Source organism: Paenibacillus sp. FSL H8-0168 (genome assembly GCF_038592955.1).
Lineage (GTDB): Bacteria > Bacillota > Bacilli > Paenibacillales > Paenibacillaceae > Paenibacillus > Paenibacillus polymyxa_B.
In genome coordinates, this window is the sequence record NZ_CP151948.1 from 322,557 (window position 1) to 348,726 (window position 26,170).

General features: G+C 45.6%; 20 protein-coding genes. 9 read left to right on the forward strand and 11 right to left on the reverse strand.

The genetic code is table 11. The features are described from left to right. Positions 1-124: 124 nt before the first annotated feature. The 7 genes from MHI21_RS01455 to MHI21_RS01485 form a co-directional block, all read right to left on the reverse strand. Positions 125-1,780: an SWIM zinc finger family protein gene (locus tag MHI21_RS01455; protein ID WP_342419282.1), complete on the reverse strand. Its 1,656-nt coding sequence runs from the start codon at positions 1,778-1,780 to the stop codon at positions 125-127. 204 nt (positions 1,781-1,984) lie between these two features. Beyond that, entirely contained in the window at positions 1,985-3,103 is a 1,119-nt protein-coding gene (locus MHI21_RS01460) for a GerAB/ArcD/ProY family transporter (RefSeq protein ID WP_342419283.1), read from the reverse strand. Continuing rightward, a complete protein-coding gene (locus MHI21_RS01465) occupies positions 3,103-4,293 on the reverse strand; it encodes a Ger(x)C family spore germination protein (protein WP_342419284.1) in 1,191 nt (396 codons plus the stop codon). The genes MHI21_RS01460 and MHI21_RS01465 overlap by 1 nt, the downstream gene beginning before the upstream one ends. Beyond that, positions 4,262-5,740, reverse strand: a complete 1,479-nt coding sequence (locus MHI21_RS01470) for a spore germination protein (protein WP_342419285.1) — start codon at positions 5,738-5,740, stop codon at positions 4,262-4,264. Before MHI21_RS01470 ends, MHI21_RS01465 begins: the two co-directional genes overlap by 32 nt. A 250-nt stretch (positions 5,741-5,990) precedes the next feature. Beyond that, positions 5,991-6,656, reverse strand: a complete 666-nt coding sequence (gene pgmB, locus MHI21_RS01475; RefSeq protein WP_025722091.1) for a beta-phosphoglucomutase — start codon at positions 6,654-6,656, stop codon at positions 5,991-5,993. Between the two features lie 25 nt (positions 6,657-6,681). Beyond that, positions 6,682-8,964 carry a glycoside hydrolase family 65 protein gene (locus MHI21_RS01480; RefSeq protein WP_342419286.1) on the reverse strand — a complete coding sequence of 761 codons (2,283 nt, stop codon included), beginning with the start codon at positions 8,962-8,964 and terminating at the stop codon, positions 6,682-6,684. Positions 8,965-9,119: 155 nt separating this feature from the next. Next, complete coding sequence (locus MHI21_RS01485; RefSeq protein ID WP_103048414.1) at positions 9,120-10,127, reverse strand: LacI family DNA-binding transcriptional regulator; 1,008 nt, start codon at positions 10,125-10,127, stop codon at positions 9,120-9,122. Between the two features lie 242 nt (positions 10,128-10,369). Here MHI21_RS01485 and MHI21_RS01490 point away from each other — a divergent pair, with 242 nt between their 5' ends. Together MHI21_RS01490 and MHI21_RS01495 are read left to right on the forward strand one after the other, a co-directional pair. Then, positions 10,370-12,034 (forward strand): PTS transporter subunit IIBC, encoded by a 1,665-nt coding sequence (locus tag MHI21_RS01490; protein WP_341162532.1) that lies wholly within the window; start codon positions 10,370-10,372, stop codon positions 12,032-12,034. 5 nt (positions 12,035-12,039) lie between these two features. Continuing rightward, complete coding sequence (locus MHI21_RS01495) at positions 12,040-12,861, forward strand: endonuclease/exonuclease/phosphatase family protein (RefSeq protein ID WP_340953785.1); 822 nt, start codon at positions 12,040-12,042, stop codon at positions 12,859-12,861. A gap of 20 nt (positions 12,862-12,881) precedes the next feature. Here MHI21_RS01495 and MHI21_RS01500 read toward each other — a convergent pair whose 3' ends face one another. After that, positions 12,882-14,081: an MFS transporter gene (locus MHI21_RS01500; RefSeq protein ID WP_342419287.1), complete on the reverse strand. Its 1,200-nt coding sequence runs from the start codon at positions 14,079-14,081 to the stop codon at positions 12,882-12,884. 204 nt (positions 14,082-14,285) lie between these two features. After that, on the reverse strand, positions 14,286-14,783 hold the full coding sequence (locus MHI21_RS01505; RefSeq protein WP_341162530.1) for a DinB family protein: 498 nt from the start codon (positions 14,781-14,783) through the stop codon (positions 14,286-14,288). A 308-nt stretch (positions 14,784-15,091) separates the two neighbouring features. Between MHI21_RS01505 and MHI21_RS01510 the strand changes: the two genes are divergently transcribed. Both MHI21_RS01510 and MHI21_RS01515 read left to right on the forward strand, forming a co-directional pair. Further along, entirely contained in the window at positions 15,092-16,591 is a 1,500-nt protein-coding gene (locus MHI21_RS01510; RefSeq protein ID WP_342419288.1) for a monooxygenase, read from the forward strand. Between the two features lie 103 nt (positions 16,592-16,694). Then, a complete protein-coding gene (locus MHI21_RS01515; protein WP_103048420.1) occupies positions 16,695-17,198 on the forward strand; it encodes a MarR family transcriptional regulator in 504 nt (167 codons plus the stop codon). 203 nt (positions 17,199-17,401) lie between these two features. Here the strand turns inward: MHI21_RS01515 and MHI21_RS01520 are convergent, their stop codons facing one another. Both MHI21_RS01520 and MHI21_RS01525 read right to left on the reverse strand, forming a co-directional pair. After that, positions 17,402-18,331: a response regulator gene (locus MHI21_RS01520; RefSeq protein WP_061831911.1), complete on the reverse strand. Its 930-nt coding sequence runs from the start codon at positions 18,329-18,331 to the stop codon at positions 17,402-17,404. A 5-nt stretch (positions 18,332-18,336) separates the two neighbouring features. Beyond that, complete coding sequence (locus tag MHI21_RS01525; RefSeq protein WP_342419289.1) at positions 18,337-19,641, reverse strand: sensor histidine kinase; 1,305 nt, start codon at positions 19,639-19,641, stop codon at positions 18,337-18,339. 211 nt (positions 19,642-19,852) lie between these two features. Here MHI21_RS01525 and MHI21_RS01530 point away from each other — a divergent pair, with 211 nt between their 5' ends. From MHI21_RS01530 to MHI21_RS01550, 5 genes are all read left to right on the forward strand, one after another. Further along, positions 19,853-21,106 carry a cation:dicarboxylase symporter family transporter gene (locus MHI21_RS01530; RefSeq protein ID WP_061831913.1) on the forward strand — a complete coding sequence of 418 codons (1,254 nt, stop codon included), beginning with the start codon at positions 19,853-19,855 and terminating at the stop codon, positions 21,104-21,106. 257 nt (positions 21,107-21,363) lie between these two features. After that, complete coding sequence (locus MHI21_RS01535) at positions 21,364-22,875, forward strand: PAS domain-containing protein (RefSeq protein WP_342419290.1); 1,512 nt, start codon at positions 21,364-21,366, stop codon at positions 22,873-22,875. A 130-nt stretch (positions 22,876-23,005) separates the two neighbouring features. Further along, a complete protein-coding gene (locus MHI21_RS01540) occupies positions 23,006-23,368 on the forward strand; it encodes a DUF1304 domain-containing protein (RefSeq protein ID WP_061831915.1) in 363 nt (120 codons plus the stop codon). Positions 23,369-23,525: 157 nt separating this feature from the next. Further along, positions 23,526-25,145, forward strand: coding sequence for an ABC transporter substrate-binding protein (locus MHI21_RS01545; protein WP_342419291.1), 1,620 nt, complete (start codon positions 23,526-23,528; stop codon positions 25,143-25,145). Between the two features lie 73 nt (positions 25,146-25,218). After that, positions 25,219-26,169 (forward strand): ABC transporter permease, encoded by a 951-nt coding sequence (locus MHI21_RS01550; protein ID WP_023986565.1) that lies wholly within the window; start codon positions 25,219-25,221, stop codon positions 26,167-26,169. Position 26,170 lies beyond the last annotated feature (1 nt).

Consider the following 26,170-nt stretch of genomic DNA (forward strand, 5'->3'; position numbering starts at 1 on the left):
GCAAACAAACGCTGCTTCAGAATTTGGCCGGAAATGCTATAGTTCATGGAGGAGTCGCCATAGATCAGCGCGTCTCCATAGGTAGTTAATTGGATATGCACGGTAATCGTTTCGGTATATTGACTCATGATAACAATTTCCCTTTCCGCAATTCCTCCTGTAGCGCCCGCAGGCGGCTATGACGGCTGGTGAAGGTCGTGAAGAACAGCTCCCAGCGTGATTCTTGCTTCATTTTCTTGTACAGCTTGAACAGTCGCTTTAACAGCTTGACTGCTGCTTTATAGCTGGCCCTGTTTTTTTCCAAAACATAGCGTTCTACCGCCTGATGGTAAAAGGGGAGTAGTAACTCAGGCGCATTCTTTTCAATGGGCTGCAACACACTCACCCGAAAACTCAAAGGTTCACTGCGTATGCTTAGCTGATAGTCGATCCATGACCGCCATTTTTCGTGGGCAAGCAGCGCCTCTTCATACATTCCCCCGGCAAATGGGAGCATACCCACCAGCGTGTCCCACATGTCCTGCTCTGCCTCTGGAAGGTGCTGCAAAACCACATCCCAATCATGCATATAATCCTGTAAATGGTCATCCCGATGACTGTGAAGCAGGGGACCGATATGCCGCAGTCCGTCCTTGAGACGTACCCAATCCTCGGCTTTGCGCAACGCCTGTAAGAACAAAAGCAATTGGTTGGAAGAGATTTTTAGTGGAAAAGCTCGTTCCGCTTCCTGAAGAAGTACCCAGGCCTCATTATCCTGCGATTGGTAAATATGCATCCAGCTACGAGCCAACATCCATGGAAGCCGTGCTAAAGTTGTGCCGAGATCCTCCTCAGCCGCCTGTAAATGCTGTAATTCCTCCGTATATATGCTGGAGTCCTGTCTTTCGGGGTGCACCCAGTTCAGCCAAAACTGATAATACGTGTCTGAAAAATAAGTACCGTTACGCGATTCTGTCAGCATTTTTCGGCGCAAATAGGCTAAGGTTTCTGCGATACGGGCTTCTTGCATCGGTTCATCGGTCAGCCCCAGCGGGCTTTCAAAATCACGCTCGATAGCTTCTTTAAGCTCATCGGCGGCGATTTGCGTGTAATACCCCATATAGGTATGAGAGGGATAGCCCGGCATGGGAGACTGAGGCACCAGCTTTTCCAGCACACGCAGATGAGCATGCAGTCCGAATAGCTGTTGCATGCCGGGTGAAAGCGGTGGCTTCACAGCATAGATCGAGGCTAAAGCGCTTTGGACATATTGGGAATTTTGTGTGTTCACACGGTTAAGGGCGATACACTGATCGAACAGATCATGCCACTCTGAAATGGGCATGTCTGGTATCTTACTTGCTGTTTTACTGAGAGCGTTTCTTGTTGCTTCCTTGTGATCCGGTGAAAGATTCGACCGGGAAGGAGGTGTGGTACGCGTGTCAGCTTTTGCCGCCAATCGGGTGAATCCCGCCGAATGAGCGTTCACTAAAGCATGTACAGAACGTTCCTGTTCATTCGCGTAATTCAGTAGTACGGCGATCATATGCTTGCAGTTGGTGTGGACAGGGCATGTGCATCTGCTGGCAGCAAAAGCACTCAAGTGAAGATCCACCTCGTATAGCTCGCTTCCATCCACGACAGCTGCGATATGGTCGGCATCAGGCATTGCGAATTCTTTGACCTTTCCCTGCTTAAAGTACTGAGAACCTCGTTTGATCGTCACATCATTAAAATGGTCAGCCACGTTCTGAACAAGCTGTTGCCACTGTATATCATCCATAAGATAGGTTGGTTTCATATGCAATAGTCTCCTAAGAGAGAATAGTTGATCTGATATTGATCTAATAGTAGCTTAACTCTTCCATTATATCAGTTCACGAATATAAATTGAGTGGAGGGAGCAGTTGGAAAATCTCGAAGGATAGCCGCTGGGTAAAAAGTGAAAATCCCCTTATGCTATTGCATAAGGGGAGGAGTCATTGGGAAGAGCAGGAGATACCCTTTACTGTTTTCCATCCGTTTTTTCTGTTCGATGGAAGACCATAGAGATAACAAGAAGCACCAAGGGTACTACCGCGCATACAGCAATTCCATAATAACCTATTATTTTATCGAAGTTGCCTATTTCAACAAAATTTTGGGGATACATGCTCAGGCAAAATAATATAATTAACGGGAGATAACAGATATACCTGTTCCACTTTTGGGTGAGCTGGCTGATCCCCGTTACAATATAGAAATAATAGTTTGAGGCGGTCATGAAAATTTTGATCGTCCACAAAATGATAAATAATATTTCAAATCGTTCCAGGAACGCACCAGGGAATTCAATTTGCTGTGCAAAAGAAACGACTGGCCATTGCAGTCGGGAAACTTCCTCAACTGACATACAGCCGACAACCATCGTTACCATTAAAATATATAAACCCATTGCAATCGAGTAGCCGATCGACCCAGCCTTCCATGCTTTTTGTGGGTGGGTCATCACATTAGTTAGTATAAGGATGGATTCAAAACCCATTGTAGAGAAAGGTATAACTTTAAGTGATTCAAAGATCGGTCGCCATCCTTTATGGAAAACAGGGCGCAAATTATCAAGATTAAAATGGTTGACATTAAGAACGACCAACAATAAAAAAACAATAAAGGTTAAAGGGAAAAAAAGCTCAATCAATCGAACCATTGCATGGAGACCGCCCCAGGTCAAATACCCAATAAGCAGAAGAAACGGTAAGAGGATCATACTTATTGGGGTTCTCTCCAGTGCAAGACCTTTGAGGAATTCCGCCATCATTCTACATACAAAAGAGCAGACCATCGTGCAATGTGCAATAAATGCAATATTGATGAGCAGGCCGATGAATTTACCCGCAATCACAGGATTGAGCTCATAGAACGTCTTCCCTGGAAATCTCCGGCACAGTTTAACATGGATAAAAACGACGCCTACCCCAAGCAGACTTGCCAGCAAAAGTCCCTGCCACACGTCGGGCGTTTGTGTCTTTTCCGCGATGGTTCTTGGCAAACTGACAATTCCCACAGCGTACACGGTCGAAGTGACTGTAAGTAAGGCTTGAATTGTGGAGATTTTTTCCTGTTTCATGGAAGGTATGTTGGACATTACTCTCCCTCTCCTTTTGTATAAGCACCTGTTCGTTCAATCTGTACTTCAGCCTGAACGTCGATTGGTATTTGACTGAATGTATCTTGCCAATTTTCCTTTACCCGATCCCAGTAAGCGGGATAGTTCACTTTTACTTTTGTTCCAAAACCGACTACATCTGATCTCATTTCTTTCTGAAGTGTGTTTAGCGATTGGGATAGGGTTCGTTTGATTTCATCTTGCGCCGCTTCTTTGGCGGTTCGGATGAATGATTCCTTCAGGAAGTCTTCAGAATTAACCGAATTTTCGTTTAATTTGATATCTGCTTTAATACGAACCGTGAATGAGAGATCCTGTCCATTGAGGTGGGGAATAAGTTTACTATGGGCATCCTCAACTTCAAAGACCATGTGTTGTTTGGTCTTTGGGTCCTCAGCTTTAATAATGGAACCCTTCGTTTTTCCCAGCATCCAGTTGATCCCGATAACATTCTCTTCGTCCAGCCAATAAGCAAATTTCTTCGTTTTGCCGCTGACCAGAGCTGCTCCTGAGAAGTGATTGCCGTCATTGCTTTCTAGGCATTGAATGAGGAAGTCAGCTCCTTGTGAGATATGTGTAGAAATTTCCCCTAATGTTATTCTATAAGGTATTTTTGAGTTGAAATCACTATTTTTAGCCAATGCTTCAAGGTCAATGGAAGGTATCTCTTTATGTTTGCCAATCTTATTGAGCGCTTCTTTCGCATTGCCCTTTACGATCATAACAAGTGATTTTCGACTCGGTTTATAGGAGCGAGTAAACGTATCTAACAATTGATCGATTCTTGTTTTTTGTATAGCTTGGTCACTAATCAAAATCAAGCGAATAAAACTATATAAAGGAGCACGGGATACCAGCTTGGCCTGTTCCCTTGAAGCAGATTGAATGGAATTTTTGTTAAAGGTTGTTACGTTGCTATACATATTTTTTCTGGATTTCTGCGCTATTAAATGCTGGTAGGTAAGCTCCAGCATTTCCTGCTCATCTGTATCAATGGCGACGCCTTGAATGATACTCAAGTTATCGATCTCTCTGCTGTCCCAACAACCGGTGAGGAGAGCACATGCGATCCATACGGCGACGCATTTTTGCACCCATAGGGTTCGACGAAACAGAAAGATGTAAGAGATCATTGGCTTACTTCCTTTTCCTGTTAGATTGTGTTTCATCCTGTGTCTTTAGCATCATAGGACGCTTTTTGAGGTATTTAAAAGGAGCCCGAATAAAAGTATCTTGTTGATCTCTTAGCCGAATTGGGGCTAGGGGTGACATGTAAGGAACTCCAAAGCTTTTGATCTGGACCATGTGTACGCCTAAACAAATAAAGGCTAAAATCACGCCATACAGCCCATAAATCCCTGCAATCATCATAATGGGGAAACGAAGAAGCCGTATTCCAATACTGCCGCTGTACTGCGGGCTTGCAAAGGACGCAATAGCAGTAAGACCAACGACAATAATCAGAAAAGCACTTACGACCGCCGCCTCGACAGCGGCTTGTCCAATCACAAGACCGCCTACAATACCGATGACTTGTCCTATGCCTTTAGGTAGCCGCAGACTTGCCTCGCGTAATATTTCCAATGATAACTCCATGATTAGAGCTTCCACAAAAACGGGAAAAGGAATTCCTTCCCTTGAGGCAACGATAGACATCACCAGCTCAGGCGGGATTAATCCAGGATGGAAAGAAATAAGTGCAACGTATAGCGAAGGCAGGAATGTTGCAATGAACAGAGCCATTAAACGAAGCATACGAAAAAATGTTCCTAAAGGAAAACGCTCGTAATAATCCTCTGGGGATTGAGCCAGCATCCAGAAGGTCATGGGAGCAATCAGGACAAAAGGAGTGCCATCAAGCATAATGACAACTCTTCCGGACATTAAAGCATTTATAGCTTTATCCGAACGTTCAGAGGCTTGAATCTGTGGGAATGGAGACCATGAATGTTCCTCAATCCATTGCTCAATAATCCCGGTATCGGAAGCATCGTCCACATCAATCGTTTCGACTCTTCGTTTAACTTCCTGAACTAGCTCTGGATTTGCGATATCTGATATGTACAAGATCGCTAATTTCCGTGAAGATCTCCTTCCTATGGTCATTTTATCTATTTTGAAACTTAGATCTTTGATATGCCGCCTTACCATTGCCAAGTTGCTTTCCAAATCTTCAATAAAACCTTCTCTCGGTCCTCTCACCAAAGTTTCGGTGCTTGGTTCATCGACACTTCGCGAAGGAAACTGGCCCGTAGAAGCAAAAAAAACTTCATCGGTTCCTTCGATCAGCAGACAAGTATTTCCCGATAACACTTCAATTACACATGCTTCAAGGTCTGCCCCTTCATTCATACCGATCGTAAATGCCGTCTGCTGTATCAGTTCCTCCTTTATTTTCTCCAGATTAACTTGGGAGTGGTTTTCACGGATTCCAGTCAAAATGAGTGGCTTAACGATTTGTTCGTTAATTATGCCCGTATTCGCAATACCGGAGAGATAAACCATAACTACATGAATTCCCGTTTGTCCCACGTCCATTTTTTTGAAGACGACATCAGGAAGATGACCCAGGGTCTTTTTTAGATGGTCCAATTTCGCCTCGAGTGATCTTGCCATGACTCGTCCTCCTTCAAAAGCTCAAATCAACGATATACATGTAATATGTGTAAAATAGTGATAGATATTCATGGAATGGTAATCTATTGTGTTCGGCGATGGAGGAGCTGAAGACGCGAGAGACAGGGGGAGTTTTTTTGAGTATACGTAAACAAAAACGAACACCAGTGGTGTCCGTCGTTGGTCATACATATGAGGCGAGGGTGCTCTATCCCTAAGATAACGCCATATAAACTACTCCGAGTGGAGGTCACTTTTTGAACTCGTAGAAATGTGCCTCCAACATGCTCAGAGAAAGCTCGGCAGTAGTGGCTACCACGATATCCGCACCTTGCATTTGCGAAGGTGTTCCTACACCGACCGCGAACATCCCGGCGCCCTTAATCGCCTGTATGCCAGCCTGTGCGTCCTCTATACCGATACAGTCGGCAGGCTGAACGCCCAGATTTGCGGCTCCGGTGAGGAAAATTTCCGGGTCAGGTTTGCCATGCCGAATGGCGGTAACATCCACCACACTGTCAAAATAGTAAGCTAGCTCCAGTCGCTCCAGGATAAACGCTGCATTTTTGCTTGCAGAGGCCAGCGCGATGCCGATTCGGGCTTCACGAAGCTCTGTCAGAAGCGCTTTAATGCCTGGAAGAATGTCCGAGGGAGTTACAGCTGAGATGAGCCGCTGATACTCCGTATTTTTCCGTGTGGCCAGTTCTTGCTTGCCTTCTTCTGAAAACGTATCGGACAGGTTACCGCGCGCCAGTATTTTGTCGAGCGATTCCGTACGGCTGATTCCTTTTAACTGTTCATTAAATTCCCGATCAAAAGGGATGCTAAGCGCTGCCGCCAAGCTGCCCCATGCCTGAAAATGATATTCGGCGGTATCTGTAATGACTCCGTCCAGATCAAAAATGACTGCTTTCATTTGGTTTCCCCCCTGTCTGCCCGATTTATGAAACGCTGTTCGTCATTAACGACTGTCCACTGGTAATGTGCGTTGGCTCTCCATACAGCTCCAGCGTCAGCGGTTCTCCGTCCAACAGGGTAATGATCACTTCATTTTCCTGTACGAGAATACTTAACAAGCGACCGCGATAGTTGATTTTAAACGTATATTTGTTCCAGCCTTGAGGCAGGAAGGGGGAGAAGCTTAATGTTTCACGGTACGTTCTCATCCCGGCAAATCCCTGTACAATCGCCAGCCAGCTTCCTGTCATGGAAGTAATATGAAGTCCGTCTTCGGTATCGTTATTGTAGTTATCCAGATCCAGACGGGCCGTCCGCTTATACATCTCGACTGCCTTTTCTTCCATTTTGAGTTCGGCAGCCAGCACGGCATGAATGGACGGGGACAGACTGGATTCATGAACAGTCATTGGCTCGTAAAATGCAAAATTGCGCGCTTTTTCCTCCAGCGTAAACTGGTCTCCAAAGAAATACAGCCCTTGCAGCACATCTGCCTGCTTAATGAAGCAGGAACGAAGGATTTTATCCCATGACCATTTCTGATTTAATGGAAGGTTGCTGGGATCAAGGGAGGATACAGGCTGCAAATCCTTATCCATAAAGGTATCGTGCTGTACGAAGACTTCCCGCTCCTCATCATAGGGATAATACATGTGAGTGATGATATCCTGCCAATGGGAAAGCTCATCAGCCGTAACCGCTAGATGCATCGATTTTTCTGCTGAAATTTGAGGTAAGACCGATAAGGTATATTTCAAAACCCATGCAGCCAGCGTATTGGTATACCAGTTGTTATTGACGTTATTTTCGTATTCGTTCGGCCCGGTAACCCCGTGGATCATATACTGCTGCTGGCTTTTGGAAAAGTGAACCCGGTCGGCCCAGAAGCGGCTAATTTCGACCAGTACATCTATGCCGTACTGATGAAGGTAGGAGGAGTCCCCCGTATAGTTGGTGTAATTGTAAATGGCATACGCAATGGCCCCGTTACGGTGGATTTCCTCAAAGGTAATCTCCCATTCGTTATGGCACTCCACACCTGTAAAAGTGACCATAGGGTATAGTGCACCCCGTAGCCCTTGCTGGGCTGCGTTATGCTTGGCACCCTCTAGTTGTTGGTGACGATACAGCAGCAGATTTCGGGTTACATCCGGGTCTGCAAGCGCCAGGTACATAGGTACGGCATATGCTTCTGTGTCCCAATAGGTGGCACCGCCATATTTTTCACCTGTAAAGCCCTTGGGACCAATATTTAGACGGGCATCTTCGCCGTAGTACGTAGAGAACAGCTGAAAAATATTAAAGCGTATTCCCTGCTGGGCCTCTGTATCTCCCTCGATTTCTACATCTGCTTTGTCCCAACGTCGAGCCCAAGCTGCGACATGCTCCTGCTTGAGGGAGGTGTAGCCTTTGTTCACAGCTTCCACGGCGATGCGTTCAGCTTGTGGAATCAGTGCATCCTTTTCCATATCCCGTGAGGTGGTAACCGCCACAATTTTTTGCAGCTGGATACTGTCGCCCGGAGCGACGCTGTATTGATAGTGGCGTGCAGCATACAAAAAGCTCTCTTCCGTCGTCTGCAGATCCTGTCCCTCGGTCACAATACCCATGGTAGCGTTTACGGTAAAGCGCGGAATACCGAAGGGATTATCTATAGTTGTTGTGGACAGGCTGATGAATTGTTCTTGAACCTCTCGGGCCTCCTCCAACCAAAAAACCTCGTCATAGTTCGTATCTTCATTCTTCGTATTGCCGTCCAAATAAGGGACAAGCTCTATGGTTAGAGGTTGCTCGCTTATATTCGTTGCTTGGTAATCAATCAGGCATAGCTCACGAGTGGTGATGCTCAGAAAACGCTCCGTAGTGATACGAACCTGATCGTTCACGGTGCAGGTGCGTCGCAGGATACCCTGTTTCATGTCCAACTCCTGCACAAAATCGCTGATGTGTGCCGTAAATAAGTCCACTTCCTCTTGGTTTACGATCAGACGGATGCCGATGAAGTTCATGGCATTGATGACCTTACCAAAATATTCAGGATAGCCGTTTTTCCACCAGCCGACCTTTGTTTTGTCGGGGAACCATACACCGGAGATATACGTTCCCTGATGATGATCACCTGAATAAGCTTCTTCAAAATTGCCGCGCATGCCCATATAACCGTTGCCTATGGACGTTATGCTTTCCTGTAATCGCATGTGTGTGCTATGTAGAGTGTGTGTTGTCAGCTTCCAGCTATCTACGTCAAATAATCGGTTGTAAACCATGATTGCGTACCCCTCTCGGAAAATGAGATCGTTGTTTTAACGAAACCAGTATATGAGCGAGTTCAGTATATAGTGCAACCGTTTGCCCTGTCAACGCAAAAAAAACTGATTTTATGGGTTTCCACAAAATCAGTTCTTGTTCATTCCGCTAAGAATCATAGTAATTGGCTGGATTTGCGCTCCACGATTCGGTGGGGAACAATGATGTGCTTGGTCAATTCCTTGGGGTCCTCGATTTTTTCAATCAGGCTTTTAGCTGCCTGATAACCTAGAGTGAAGATATCAATATCCACGGAAGTCAGAGGGGGATTCATCAGCTCAGCTAGCATTAGATTATTGAAGCTCACCATGGATAACTGCTCTGGCATGGACACGCCTAGCTGAGAAAGCATTTTCTGTACTGCCATGGCTACAAGGTCGTCGCTAACGATCATCGCGGTAGGCGGCGGGGTGGCCTGCAATAATGTGCGCATGTCCTCCAGATTAAATGGCTCCCTGACCACGTATTCCTTGGGTAAAGGCAAGCCTGCCTCTCGCAACGCATCCTGGTAGCCTCGGAGTCTTTCAATATTCACGATGTGTTCATGATCACCGCCAACATAAGCAATGTGTTGATGATTCAGCCCAGTCAAATAAGTGACCACATCCTTGGCAGCCTGGTAGTTATCGTTATCTACATGAGTAGTTTCACTGACAAATTGCTGAGGCTTACCGATTACGGTGTAAGGTATTTTTTCTTTATGAAGGTACTCCACAATGCTATCTTTTTGCTTGGAGTACAGAACAATATAGCCGTCAACACGCCCGGTCCGGGTCATCAGCTTCACGCGGGATAGCAATTCATCGCTCGTTTTTCCTGTGACAATGGACAGTGTATAGTTGTGCTCATTTACCCATTCGCTGATCCCGCGAAGGCTTTCCGGAAAGAACGGATTTTGAAAGATTGCCACATCCGATTCAGGCATAATGATGCCAATGGACTGTGTGACACGGTTAGCCAGACTCTGAGCTGAATAGTTGGGTTCATAGCCAAGCGCCTTCATTTCTTTACGGACACGTGCCTTGGTCGCTTCGCTGATTTTGGGGCTGTCTTGAATGACACGGGATACGGTGGAAGTAGCAACATTAGCACGTTTTGCGACATCTTTGATGGTTACTGCCATCGTCTTCGTCTCCTTTTGCTATCTCAAGCAGGAAATATTATGTTCTATCATACGATATTGCTCGAAAATCAACAAATTCGCGGTTTTTTCGAGTATTTCTATCATTATTAACCAAGATATTTACAATTAGGGTATTGCTAATAGAAAGCGATATCATTATAATAATTGTGCAACCGATTGCATAATATTTTTTGAGTACTACCCATGCTATACATACTATAAGGGATGGAGACTGAACGAGCATGAAAAAACTTCTATCATTTGATTTTTGGCAAAAGCTTGGGAAGGCACTGCTTGTGGTTGTTGCTGTAATGCCGGCGGCCGGGATTATGATTTCGCTTGGTAAAGTAGTGGCGATGTTGGCTGGCGATATTCATTTCTGGTTGACCGTCGGCGGGGTCATGGAGAATTTGGGTTGGGGTATTATCAATAACTTACACATTCTATTTGCGGTAGCGATAGGTGGTTCCTGGGCTAAGGAACGAGCGGGCGGGGCTTTTGCCGCATTAATTGCCTTTGTTCTCATCAATGTTTCAACAGGGACGATTTTGGGCGTATCGTCGAAGATGTTAACCCAGGAGGGAGCAACCACCCATACACTCTTCGGTGCATCGATTCCGGTCAGTGGTTATTTTACCTCTGTCTTAGGAGCACCTGCACTTAACATGGGCGTGTTTGTCGGTATCATCTCCGGATTCGTCGGAGCGGTGGTATTTAACAAGTATTATAATTACCGCAAGCTGCCGGACGCTTTAGCCTTTTTTAACGGTAAACGTTTTGTTCCTTTTGTCGTGATTTTATGGTCTGTCATCGTAAGTTTGATCATGTCTGCCATCTGGCCATTTGTCCAAGGGGGAATTAATCAGTTCGGCATTTGGTTGGCGACTTCGGGAGAATCGGCTCCTTTTGTAGCGCCATTTGTCTATGGTACACTGGAAAGACTGCTGATTCCTTTTGGACTTCATCATATGCTGACCGTTCCTATTAACTATACTCAACTTGGAGGCGTTTACACGACGCTTACAGGTTCCGGGGCAGGAAGTGTCGTTGCCGGGCAAGACCCGCTGTGGCTGGCTTGGGCAAGTGACCTGAGTGCGCTTCGTGGTACCGATCCGACAGCCTACAATAGCTTGTTGGAAGGCGTGACGCCTGCCCGCTTCAAGGTAGGACAAATGATTGGTGGAGCAGGTATCCTTATGGGACTAGCGGTGGCTATGTATCGCCGTGTAGACAAAGACAAACGCAGCAAGTACAAGTCGATGATCTTTTCGGCAGCCGCAGCTGTCTTTTTAACAGGGGTAACGGAGCCACTGGAATTCATGTTTATGTTCGTGGCGCCTGTGCTGTATGTGGTTTATGCTATTCTTACCGGTATTGCGTTCGGAATGGCCGATATCATACATTTGCGTTTACATTCATTTGGTATGATTGAACTGCTGACTCGAATGCCGTTGTCTATAAATGCGGGGTTGGTGCAGGATATTATTAACTTCGTGCTGACTTGTGTGGTGTTTGCGGTAGCAACCTACTTTATCGCTTATTTTATGATCGGTAAATTCCAAATGGCTACGCCGGGAAGACTGGGGAACTATACGGATGAGGAGCCCCAAGGGACTTCCGAGGCAGGGAGTACGAAGACAGAGGGTGTGGCAGCTACTTCCACTCAAAATCAACTGGCTACGGATATCATAAAGACACTTGGGGGTGAGCAGAACATTGTCGAGGTGGACGCTTGCATGACCCGTCTGCGTGTAACGGTGAAGGATACAGATGCCGTTGGGGACGAAAAAACGTGGAAAGCGCTGGGTGCCTTGGGCTTGATAAAAGTAGATAATGGGGTGCAGGCGGTTTACGGACCGAAGGCTGATGTGCTTAAATCAGATATACAAGACATACTCAACAGGTGATTACTTTGAAGTTGTTAACCTTAAATGCACATGCTTGGATGGAAGAAAACCAGCACGATAAGCTAAAGCAACTGGCTGCTTTTATTGATGAACAGCAGTTTGATGTCATTGCATTACAGGAAGTGAACCAGTCCATGGAAGAGGCTCCTTTGTCAGCGGACGATTTGGGCACTTACCATAGCGCAGATCCTGAAGTTGTCATTAAGCGTGATAACTATGCTTATGTGCTGAACGGGCTATTGTCTGATAGCTATCATTGGACGTGGGCTCCCGCGCATGTTGGTTTTGCCAAATACGACGAGGGGTTGGCGATTCTGTCGAAAACACCGATTACAGCTACGGTGAACGAATATGTTTCCTCGCTACAGGATTATGACAACTACCGCTCACGTAAAATTGTCGGTATTCAAACTGTGGTGGACGGAGTGCAGGCCTGGTTTGTAAGTGGACATTTTAACTGGTGGAATGATGAAGAATCCTTCCGTGGACTATGGGATCGTACAACCAAAGTGCTAAATTCTTTTGCTCCGACTCCTGTGTTTATGATGGGTGATTTCAACAACGCGGCTGAAGTGCGCGGAGAAGGATATGACTATGTACTGCAATCCGGCTGGTCGGACACCTATCCGAATGCAGCAGTACGTGATGATGGCCACACGGTGATTAAAGCTATTGCTGGCTGGGAAAGTAATGCGGAGCCGCTCCGCATTGACTTTATCTTCTCCAATAAGGCTGCACAGGTACAATCCTCAACCGTTGTACTGAACGGGAAAACTGGACCAGTTGTATCGGATCATTTTGGGGTTGCAGTTGAGTTGGAGCTGTGATGAAAAAGGAGGCCATTTGCTTATGCAATTGGCCTTTTTCTTATAGATTTCGACTTGAAACGAATGACATATTGAATAATCATAGCAATCAACACCAAAATCAAATTGTAGTAAAAGGGAGTGTTGATGCTAAATCGTTCCATGAGTGCCCCTGCGATGATCGGAGACACAATGGCCCCCAATTCGGACAAAGATACGACGTTGCCGATAAATGAGCTTCTATTTTCCTCAGGAATAACGTCCCCTAGTTGTGAGTAAAAGGAATCCAGATAGCTGGCTCCTCCTATACCTCCGAGGAACATCCCTAAGTATACGATCCACGGTTCTGTGAACCAAAGAAATAAGATGATTTCCACCATGATCAACAATAGACCGATGATACAAAGCATCAAGCGATCCTTAAGTAGATCAGATAGTTTGCCAATAAAGGGGGCTGATATGAAGGTCGATATGCCGATAATTGTAAAAGCTAAGCTAATTTCTGCGGGGCTCCAATGGAGTTTGTGGGTTGCATATACAGAGAAGTACGTTAAAAATATAGCGAATGCACTCATTTCAAGGAAATGAACGGTGGAATAGAGCAGTAGCTGTTTCGTTAGCATGGTTTTTCCTTTGGAGTTTAGAGGGGGCGCATGCTGTTCTTGTGGCTTTAAGGGAGAACTGAGGAAGGTCATTCTTGAAACGGCAACGAAGGATATACATGAGAAAATAGCAACGAAATAAAACGGAATGGATAAAGAAAAATAAAAAACAATGGCTCCACTCATAAGAGGCCCTAAAATCATACCGGCACCTTCACTGCTGCTGATATATCCATTGAGCGTACCTCGATTCTCTGGGGTGCTCATATGGTTGATCGTGACTCTTACAAAGACGGTTAGCCCTATAGCTACCAAGCCCTGGAGGAGTCTCAGTATGGATAAAATGATGAAGCTTGTTGCAATTGGAAACAGGAGCATACAAGCGATTTCAGCAATAAGCAAGCTCAACCCCAAGCGTTTTGCGCCAATCTTTTCATAAATTCGTCCTGCCAAGCCTCCACCAAGAAATCTACCTACATAAAATAGAGAAAATAAAATGCTCATGCCGGGTACGGATATCCTGAATTGCTCTACATAAATAGCAAAGAGTGGAAGGATCATACTCCCACTCATGTTAGCAATAAGGCTAATAACGATCATACAGGCGATATTACGATTTAAATATAAGTGTCTCACCATAACCTCGAAACCTCTCTTTGATCTTGCATCATGGGAACCGTTATTCGGATTGCAGCTTATTACGGATGAACGGCTTCAGATCGAGTTAGCGGGTTCCCATATAGGGTACGCAAGCGAGTTCCTCGCGGTGCCTAAATCCCAACGTAATGATGGAGGTATGAAGCAGCGGATGGGGGAAATCTTGATTAGAGCGTGGTGTTGCCTTTAAGCTGGAAAGCCGCCCCCGGGTGGTGGCCAAGCTCCATAAATCCGGCGCAGCAGTACGATTTCACCCAAATGATATGAATTGTGGGAAGCGATATTCCGCAGCAGTCCTGCTTTCGTTTCACCTGGGAAATGAGCTAGTGAATCATCCAGTTGCGCGGTTTCGGCAATCTGTACAGCCTGATCTACGCCCTGTAAAAATTCGTTAATGACAGCCTGCCATGCCTCTTCGCTTTGCGGTCCAGTCTCTTCGGGCCAGCTCTCCATGACATTGCTCGGAAGCTGGGGCTTCCGTCCTTCCAAATGCTCCAGCATGAATTGCTGCCAGTAAATCATATGCTTCAGCAGTTGATAAATGCTGTAAGGCATTTCTGCATTTTTCTTCCCTGCCAGCTCGACGTCGATGTCTGGTAAAGCCCGAGCTACTCGAATATGTCCACGTTCCCCGACCAGTGATTTAACCAGTGCTTGACCGAATAATTGGTTTGCATCCGACATGTATCATCATCCCTTCTATGGAGAACTTATTTCTAGCTTATTCTCATTTTACGATTATACAATTATATTTTATAAAATGGAAATGAATGCATGATTTAAAGTAAAGGGTAGAAATCTTTTTAATAAAGTAGTTGATAATTGTTCTCAATTAAATTACAATAATATTGTTTCAATAGAAACAATAAAAAATGGCTGTATATGTTGTTTAATATATGCGGAAATGTTAAGGGGAGCTTTCTGTATGTATATATTGTTTCTATAGAAACAATTAGGTGGTGGAAATAAAGATTTTAGATAGGGGTGTGAACATGGATTACGAAGTGATTGTAGTAGGCGGCGGACCTGTTGGAATGTGGTTAGCTGCTGAGTTGGCATTAGCAAGCGTAAGCGTATGTGTAATTGAACGTTTAGAGGAGCCTAGTGGCCAGTCGCGTGCGCTTACGCTACATCCACGGACGCTTGAGATGTTTGATATGCGTGGGTTGAAGGAGCGGTTTATGAAGCGCGGCAGACCTATACGTACGGGTCACTTTTCAATGCTGAATACCCGCTTGGATTTTTCTGTGCTTGATAGTTCTTCTAATTATACGTTGTTTATTCCACAGGTGATTACAGAGCAAGTGATCGAGGAGCATGCCCTCAAGCTGGGAGTTGTCGTCCATCGTGGAATGGAAGTGGTATCTGTGCGAGAGCACGAGCAGGGCGTAGAGGTGGTGAGTGTATGCACATCTGGACCACAAGCCAATGTATCGGTGATGACTGCTGCTTATGTCGTAGGAGCGGATGGGGCTGGGAGTATCGTGCGTAAACAAGCCGGGATTGCTTTTCCGGGCACGGATACGACTCTGACTGCTGTATTGGCGGATGTAGAGTTAGCCAATCCGCCTGAAAGTGGCGTACATTCCGAATATAGTGAACGAGGTGGGGTGATGATTGCCCCCGTGTATCCAGATATTTATCGGGTTATTTTGACTACACCGCGAATGATGGAGATTCCGAAGGACGTACCTGTGACGCTGGAAGAAGTGCAGACAGGACTGTATGATCTGCTCGGTACAGATCTTGGCGTATCCAATCCTCGCTGGTTATCTCGATTCGGGAATGCAACGCGGCAGGCGCAGACCTATCGTAAAGGGAGAATCCTGCTAGCAGGTGATGCTGCGCATATCCACTTCCCAGCAGGTGGACAGGGAATGAATGTTGGCTTGCAAGAGGCGGCAAATCTGGGATGGAAGCTGGCCGGAGTGATTCGTGGCTGGGCTCCAGACACGCTGCTGAGTAGCTATCATGACGAACGTTATCCGGTTAATACGCAGTTCTTACGGAATACCGAGGTTCAGACCCGCTTATTGGACTTTACGCCTGCTGTATTGGCACACCGCCAATTACATGAGGAATGGTTCCGCCATCCGGAAATTAATCAATCTATGGCTGAGCAGATTAGTGCACTGGATGTATGTTATCCGGCGGCTGGCAATATACCGCAGCATCCACTGAACGGGAAACGGTTTGCTGATTTTGAATTGCATTTGCCTGACGGAATGACATCGTATGCTTACGATCTTCTTCATGAAGGCCGCTTTGTACTTCTCCATCTTGCACAGGATAATGAGGTATCGAATGAGTTTCGCCATAGCTCACTTTCACATATTTCATATGTGGAGGCCGTAGCCGAAGAATTGCCAGTGGGATGGAGAGATGTGCATACGGTTCTCATCCGTCCGGATGGGTATATCGCTTGGGCCATTTCTATGAAACAAACGGATATATTGAGTGTGATTAAGGACGGCATTGCCACATTGGTATAAAGGGGAAAGGGTATGTTCATAACATGACCATATTGTTTCTTGCGAAACAAATATGGGCTATAATAAAAGGAGGAGTATGCCAAAGGAGTGACTACTTGTTCGTATGGAAAAGGCGACATCGGTTCAGCATGTCTATGATTTGCTTATTAAGATGAATCATCAGTGGGAGCAGCATCAGCAGAGAGAGAGCATGACCTTTCTCGAAGAAATCCGCGAGCATTTTGATGGAATGACTTCGCTCAATATGACGGATGTGCACGTTATGGATTGTATCGGGCGGCATGAGCCGATCAATGTTACAACCTTAGCGCAACGAATGGAGCTGAGCAAAGGTACCGTTTCGAAAGTGAGCACCAAGCTGCTCAAGGAAGGCTGGATTCGCAGAACCCAGCTGAACGACAACAAAAAAGAAATTTATTTTCGGCTAACCCCGTTGGGAAAAAAACTCTTTCTTGTACATGAGCGGCTGCATGCTGAGGTACAGCAACAGTTATTTCAATTTTTAAATCGTTACAGCTCGGAAGAACTGAATGTCTTGAAACGTCTGCTGTCCGATGGTGTAGATCTCTTGGAAGCTATGGAGTGGCAGGACAAGAGTCTGGACTAAAGGGATATCTAATCATCAACGATGGGCACCTGTTTTATCTCCAAGTAATAGATACATGGGGAGATGCAGGTGCTTTTCTTTTAATGTCAGCATTTTGCATAATTCGATTCCCAACGCTCGAGGGCACAATATATAGACGGACTAACCCGTTCCGATCTATATATTGCTGATTTGGGAATACTCTTGGGATTTATGCAAAATGCTTAGTGTAATAGCCGTTTTGCTTCCATATAGAGCACCTGTACGAACTTTTTCGTATTAATGCGGGCTTGGGACAGTGAAGGCTCCACATTGTTTTGCAGCTCCAGCATTTTTTTGCGGATTTCTGTAAAATCAAAAAATTTGGATGCATAATTTTCAAATTTAGGATGGGTATAGTCGGTCAATCCGAGCGATACTATATGGCTTAGCGTCTGGAAAATAGCACGGCGGACACGTTGCTCGGAGGCTTTGATTTCCTTACTCAGCTCTACTGCTGAGGCTGAAGCCCCCAACCGTTTGGACGCTACATTAGCAAATATATCCTTCAACGGCGGGAACAGATAGGGAGATAGATTGCCTGTTTCCTCCTCATACTGGTCCAGAAATTCCAGCATGTCCAGTAAATCCATACTCCCGGCTTCGCCGATCATCCCCATTTCGGAGAGCAGAAACTGCCCGGAAGTTACGATGTTTCGGGTCGGTTCAATTGTTGCCGTTGGGTTATTCGTTGTGAACATCGACAACCCTTGAAGCGTGCGCTGAATATCCGTAATCGACTGCTGCATGCGCAGACGCTCAGCCACCTTATGAATAACTGCAATAATCTCCAGTCGATTCAAAGGCTTGGCCACATAATATTCAATACCGAGCGAGTATGCCTCGCCGATCATGTTTTTGGATTCGATGCGAGAAATCATAATGATTTTGCCGCTGAATTGATCGCCGAGTGCACGCACGGTCTGAATGCCGTCACGAAGCGGCATCAGCAAGTCAATCAGCAATACATCAATCCGGTTCAGCTCCAGGAGGCCGCTATTCACGTAGGTACCATCCTCTGCTTCCCCGATGACTTCTCCTAGACCTTCGTCTTCAATAATGTCTGCCAGCATAGAACGAATTCCCTGATCGTCATCCACAATATAAAAACGCATCCGGGCTATCTTCCTTTCTCCGTCAGTTTCCGTAAAGGCAATGTAATTCTAAAAGTGGTCTGTAATCTATCTGAATTCTCTTCTTCAACCTGTTGCAGTTCAATCGTTCCTTCAAGGCTCTCCGCGACCTCACGCACATAAAACAATCCCATACCGGTCGACGGCTGTCCTTCCTCATCATACTTGGTCGTATACCCTGGTGTGAAGACCATTTCCCGTTTCCGCTGAGGAATACCCGGACCGTTGTCGGTAACACTAAAGGAAGCTATATCCTCTTTTCCCGGTAGACAGCGAATGGAAACGTCAATCCTTCCGCTGTCCCTCATTGCTTCAACCGCATTGGCTGTCAGGTTATTAATAAGTGTCAAAACGGTATAAACATGTAGCTTGGGCAACAAAGGGTTGACATCTAGGGTAAAACGAATGGACTTGTCCAGTGATTGGGCGTATTTGCTGTTCGTTCGGATGATTAGCTCCCCAAGCTCTTGAGAGGCCATGTAATGCACTCCGCTTTCGGCATCAATCAGCTTGGACAAACCAGCAAAAATCCGCTGGCTGTCTTTTTTAATCTCGTGAACCTGTCCGGAAATACGAAGTGCCTGTCTGGCGTAATGTTCTCTATCCTTCAGAAATTCATCCTGCTGCAGTTCACGGTACAGCTCGTAGCTTTCACGAGTGATTTGTTCTGCATGTGACAGTGTTTTGCCTAACTGGACCGACTCTTCATACAAGTCCGATACAAGGAGTAAAATTCGTTCCGTTTGCTGCCTTTGTGCCTCTTCATGCTGGACCGATTGATTTAACCGAATCATATTATAAAACCCAAGTACGAAGAAGCTACGGATCATAGCCATGAAAGCTACTTTGCTGATCTTAATGATGTCCCAGAAATCGCCGTCAATGCTCCACCGGACGCTAAGTTCCGACACACTTGCGGCAACCTCAATCCCTACAGAGAGGATGCCCACGCGGAGTGCGCGGTAAGGCTCAGCATTAATGTTAAGGACCTGGAAGAGCAGACCGTAGACCATGTAATAAAAAAAGGTAGGGCCGTGCAGTGTCAGCAACTCTTCGAAGGGAAGGCCGGGCTGAGTGTAATGATTGAGTAAGATGCGAAAGGCGACTACCGCTATCCCTGCAAGCACTCCCGATAATGCAGGCGGAATATGACGAATAGATAACAGAAAGAAAAAAAATACAGGTGTACCAAAGCTGAGACGGAATGTATTAGCGAACGGGTGAATATTCAGCTCACCTGCGAGCGGTACAAATACAAGCATGAGCAGGAAAAGGAGCGTATTCAACTTCATCCATATTCACCTCCTGGGTATTCAGTCAGAAAGGCAATGTGAGCTAAATTCACAGGCTTGCCGTTAAAGTTTGTGAATTTATAGAAAAAAATAAATGCAGCTGTAGATAATTGTCGTTTTTTATAGATCAGATTGTAGTATAAATAACATCATTTGAATATTAAGAACAGCATACTGCAAAAATATACAAATCAGCCAGGGGGGACACGAAGTGAAAAAGATTAATTTGACGATGCAAATCTTTATCGGTCTGGCTTTAGGTATTATTATTGGTGCCTTATTTTACGGCAATTCAGGGGTGGAAGTCTACTTAAAGCCAATCGGCGATATTTTCATCCGCTTGATCAAGATGATTGTCGTGCCTATTGTGATCTCAACACTCATTATCGGCGTTGCCGGCGTGGGCGACATGAAAAAATTGGGTAAACTCGGCGGGAAGTCTATTCTGTACTTTGAGATTGTAACGACAATCGCCATCCTTTTCGGACTGCTTGTTGCCAATCTGGTTCGACCTGGTGACGGCGTGGACATGTCCCACCTGGCCAAGAGTGATATCCATTCCTATGTAGAGACTGCAGAGAAGTCAGGCCATAGCTTTATAGATACGATTGTGCATATTGTTCCTACCAATGTTATTCACGCCCTGGGCGAGGGAGATATGCTGGCTATTATATTCTTCTCCGTACTGTTTGGATTAGGGGTAGCGGCGATTGGTGACAAAGGCAAGCCTGTGCTGAATTTCTTTGAAGGCGTAGCCGACGCCATGTTCTGGGTAACCAATCAGGTCATGCGCCTGGCTCCGTTCGGTGTATTTGCCCTGATTGGAACGACAGTGGCCAAGTTTGGATTGGCCTCGTTATGGCCTTTATTGAAGCTTGTTTTGTCGGTGTACGGCTCCATGATACTGTTCATTGTGATTGTTTTTGGAATTATCGCCAAGCTTTGCGGTACCCGTCTCTGGACCATGGTTAAAATATTGAAAAGTGAGCTGTTGCTTGCATATTCGACGGCCAGTTCGGAAAGTGTTTTGCCTAAGATCATGGAGAAGATGGAGAAGTTCGGATGTCCTAAAGGAATTACGTCCTTTGTCATTCCGATTGGGTATTCTTTTAATCTGGACGGTTCCACCCTGTATCAGGCACTGGCTGCGATTTTTATTGCCCAAATGTATGGTATTGACCTGCCAATCACGACACAGATCACGCTGGTGCTAGTTTTGATTATTTCATCCAAGGGTATTGCAGGGGTGCCGGGTGCTTCCTTTGTCGTTTTGCTCGCTACACTTGGAGCAGTGAACCTCCCGCTGGAGGGTTTGGCTTTTATCGCTGGTATTGATCGCATTCTGGATATGGCGCGTACGGTAGTCAATGTATTAGGCAACTCGCTTGCCGCTGTGGTCATGTCCAAATGGGAAGGCCAATATGATAAAGAAAAGGGCGAAGAATACGTCGCTTCAATTAAATAAGATGCAATGAACGGAATAGTTAACAGAAAGAGCACCTTTGCGAAGTAATGCGAAGGTGTTCTTTTCGTTTCCAAACTTATTAAGATATTTCCTTTTTCGACATTTTTCGATGTTTTTTGTATGGATATATAGGTATATGGACATAAAAATGATTCTTATTACCTATGCAATTTTAGATTTATTTATAATGATTATTAATAAAATTCCGATATTAAACTATATCGTTTTATATATTGGCTTAGAAGGGAAGAGCATATATGTTTCTTAAAAAAAATGAGACCCACTCACTTGCTCCTTTAGTAGAAGAAAGCCGCAAACTTTCACAAAGAATACAGCAGAAGGATTATTCTGCCGCAATACAAGTTTCATCCAAATCTTCCGAGGTTCAAGAAATCGCTAACAATGTCAACCAAGCGCTTGAGTCCATGAAAAAGGATGCTCAACATGTTGACATTCGTCTGAAGCTTGTTACCAAAGCTATAGAGATTGGCTTATGGGACATGGAGGTGGTTGCGGGTGATCCCGTCAATCCAAGTAATACGTTCACATGGTCAGAAGAATTTCGCGCTATGCTGGGGTATCAGAGCGAAAAGGACTTCCCCAATGTATTAAACAGCTGGGCATCCCGGCTGCACCCTGAAGATCATGACAGGTCATTGGCAGCTTTGTCAGATCATTTGCTGGATTTTACGGGCAAGACGCCTTATGACGTACAGTATCGTTTGAAGCAGAAGCATGGAGAATACCGCTGGTTCCGGGCTACCGGAACGACGATCCGCGATCAGCAGGGAGTGCCGCTTCGAATTGCGGGTGCTCTATTGGATGTGCACGACCAGAAGATTAAGTCCGAGGAGTTGCAGGCTCTAGTTACAAGATATGATCTTATCAATCGTGTTTTGGTGGAGGCTCCATATGATGTCATTCTGGCTGATGGAGACATTGAGAACCCGGATAATATATTTTGGTGGTCCCAGCAATTCCGCCACACCTTGGGCTTTAAGGATGAGCAGGACTTCCCGAGTGTACTAAGCAGTTGGAGCTCGCGTATACATCCTGACGATGCCGAGCATGCGTTTAAGGCTGTAGTTGACCATTTAAATGACTATTCAGATCGTACGCCATATGACATGGTGTGTCGCTTGCAAAGTAAAAATGGCGAATATCGCTGGTATCAAAACAGTGGAAGAAGCATACGCGATAGCAAGGGAGTGCCTATTCGTATTGCGGGTACCATTCGTGATATTACTGTCGAAAAGGAAAAGCAGGCTGTTGCGGATGAGCTGACGCTCAAAATCCAGCATCTCTCCGATTCCATTACGGAAATGGTGAACGGCGTTAACTCGGTTAGTAACCAGGCGCAGGAGCTGGCTACCGCTCAGGAGCAATCGACAGAGGCAGCGAATCAAGCCAAAGTCAGTGCAGAAGAGACCCAAAACATTTCCAACTTCATTAAAGAGATTGCGAATCAAACGAATCTGCTGGGTCTGAATGCTGCCATTGAGGCATCGCGTGCGGGCGAGCAGGGGCGGGGGTTTGCGGTAGTTGCAGATGAAGTGAGAAAACTCGCCATACACAGTGCTGATGCGACCGGAAATATCGAGACTAGTCTGGACGAAATGAAGACACTCATCGAGCGGATTTTGCACAATATTGGTAATATGTCTACGCTGACACAAACACAAGCCGCGCTAACGCAACAAGTGAATGCATCTACAGACGAGATCAACAGCATGTCCAAAGCTTTGTTGGATTTTGCAAGAACGATGTAAGGCTTCATGTAGAAATGAGGCCGGGCCTTAGGCTCGGTCTCTTTACTGTTTTTGGAAGATGAACTATACTTTTCGAGGATAGATCTAAAAATCACCTCATAGTAACTTTATGTGGAAAAGAGGAATATACTTGAGCTTACTTAGTTCAATATTGGTCGGAATTGTAGCTCTGGAGCATGTGTACATTCTAATATTGGAAATGTTTCTGTGGACGACTCCGCGGGCGATGCGTACGTTCGGCACCTCGAAGGAGCTGGCGGAAGCAAGCAAATCCTTGGCTGCAAATCAGGGGCTGTACAACGGCTTTTTGGCAGCCGGATTGGTGTGGGGCTTGTTCTATCCGGATACTGTATTCGGGCGGCAAATCCAATTATTCTTTGTCATTTGTGTGGTAGTGGCTGCATTGTATGGTGCATTAACTGCCAATAAGTCTATTTTATTAAAGCAGGGCCTGCCTGCCATCCTGGCACTAATCAGTTTGTGGATACTCTGAAGACACCCTTAACGGGTGTCTTTTTTCTAGATTCGATCACATAATGTCTGGAATGCTAATGACAAGGGGAATAAACAGTTTTTGATCGATTGTAAATCCGACTATTCCGATTTATAATAAATTTATTACATACTAAGAGGACACGGGGGCTAGAGCGATGCGTCGTAATTTGACTGGTGTATTGGTATTTATTGTATTGATGTTGGTTGTAAGTGCATGCTCCGGCGGGAATTCTGGATCTACGTCTGAGACGAATGGGAATACACCCAGTACAGCTACCACAACAGCTGATAACGGACAGCCTAAAGATGGCGGCAGCCTGATCATTGGCGTACAAGCTGATCCGGTGGTGCTGAATCCGAATTATGCGGGTGATCGGGTAAGTCTGACGATAGATCAGGCGATATTCGCACCATTGTTTCAAGTGAACAATGGCAAAAAGACATTTTATTTGGCAGACAGTCTGACTCCTTCAGCAGACAAGCTGACTTATACACTAAAACTGAAAAAAAATCTGACTTGGCATGATGGCGAGAAGCTGACAGCTGACGATGTTGTTTTCACCATTAACAAAATTTTGGACGAGAAGCAGCACAGCTTTTTGAGAAGTAATTTTATGGTTAATGGCAAACCGGTTCAGGCGAGCAAGGTTGATGATACAACGGTGGATTTCAAGCTTCCTCAGCCAGCTCCTGCTTTTGAGGCAGCACTGGTACAGGTATCCCCGATTCCGAAGCACATTTTCGAGAATGAAGCGGATATTGAGAAGAGTACAAAAAACAACGCTCCGATTGGATCTGGCCCTTTCAAATTTAAAGAGTACAAAACCGGTGAGTACGTTACACTCGAACGGTTTGATAACTATGTTGGCGGAAAGCCGCATCTGGATTCAGTAACATACCGGATTGTTAAAGATTCAAATGCTGCGAATTTGGCCCTTCAAAATGGTGAGATCAATGTAAACTATCTCGATCCGCAAAATGTGGAGACCATTAAAGCAACAGATAAGTTTGACATTTTCCCTTACAGCGAAGGTCGCTTGGCTTATCTGATGTTTAATGAAAACAGTGATACAAAGCAGTTGAACAAAAAAGAAGTACGGCAGGCGCTTTCTTATGCATTGAATCAGGATGAATTGATCCAGGTATCCTATGGCTCCAAGGATTATGCAGATACTGCGAAATCTGCTCTGACACAGGATGTACTGTATCACACGAACGACGTTGCATTTTTCAATAATGATGTGAACAAAGCAAAAGAGCTGCTGAAATCGGCTGGAGCTGAAGGACTGAAGCTGCGCATTATCATACCGGGCGGCAACAAGGTTCAGGAAGCACAAGCGCTCTATATCCAGCAGAAGTTCAAGGATATTGGCGTTCAACTGGACGTGAACAGCATGGATTCCTCGGCATGGTCGCAAAAATTCGTCGATACGAATGCCAAGGACTTCGATCTGGCGATCAGCGGCTATATCATGGGGTATGATCCTGACGCGTATCGTATTTTGTATAGCACCGGATCATCTTCCAACTATTCGCATTATTCAAATAAAGAGGTGGATAAGCTGCTGGAAGAGGGCGCTGGTGAGTCGGATACGACTAAACGTGGAGCAATTTATAAAAAGGTACAAGAGCTGCTGGCTGAGGATGCTGTCATCTACCCGATTGCTTACACCAAGACTATTGTAGCCTTCGACAAGCAGTATGGTGGTATTGATCAGGCTGTGTTGAAGCCGGTCGTGATTTTCGAGGATTTGTCCAAAATTTATCACAAATAAGACAGGGTTTTCAAAAATAAGCTGGGATTCACCAGCTTATTTTTTTCGAAAACAGCAAGGGGAAGGGAAACGTATGAGACAACTCATCGCCAGAAGGTTGCTGCAAGTTATACCGATGCTATTTTTTGTGTCCATCGTCTGCTTCGGCTTGATCAAGCTGGCTCCAGGTGATCCGGTTCTCTCTTTTGTTACACCGAATATGCATCTGGAAGACATTGAACGAATGAGGCATAGCTTGGGGCTGGACCAGCCCGCTTATGTGCAGTACATATTATGGCTTAAAAAAAGCCTAACGGGCGATCTCGGCTACTCGCTAATTAATCACCAGCCCGTGCTGGATCAGATTCTCGATCGTCTCCCGGCTACAGCCGGGTTAATGGGCGCATCCATCATATTGGCTGTGCTGATTGCAATTCCGCTCGGTTTGACGGCTGCGGCTAATCGGAATCGCTGGATCGACAAGCTCATTAATCTGATGTCGTACATCGGAATTTCTGTTCCGCTATTTTGGCTCGGTATTTTACTTATTTATTTGTTTGCGATTTATCTGCATTGGCTTCCGAGTACAGGAATGCGTACCATCGGTACGGACTCGGTGCTAGATGTAATCAAGCATGGGATTTTACCATGTTTTGTACTGGCCTTCGGCTTTCTGTCTGTGTATGTGAGATACATCCGTTCCAGCACGATTACGCAGCTCAAGGAAGAGTATGTGCAGATTCAATACGCGTTCGGATCTGGAAAAAGACTGGTTTTGTTTCGACATGTGCTTAAGCATGTGCTGTTGCCCATCATTACGCTGCTCGGAATGTCGGTTGCGGACCTGGTGGCTGGAGCCATTGTGACGGAGACGGTATTTTCCTGGCCGGGCATTGGCTCGCTGGGCATGACGGCGGTAAAAGGGATGGATTATCCCGTCATCATGGGGATTACTTTATTTTCCGCTCTGCTGCTGATCCTGGGTAATCTGCTTGCGGATATCTTGTACAGCATTGCGGACCCGAGAATTAAATCAACGAGGTGAA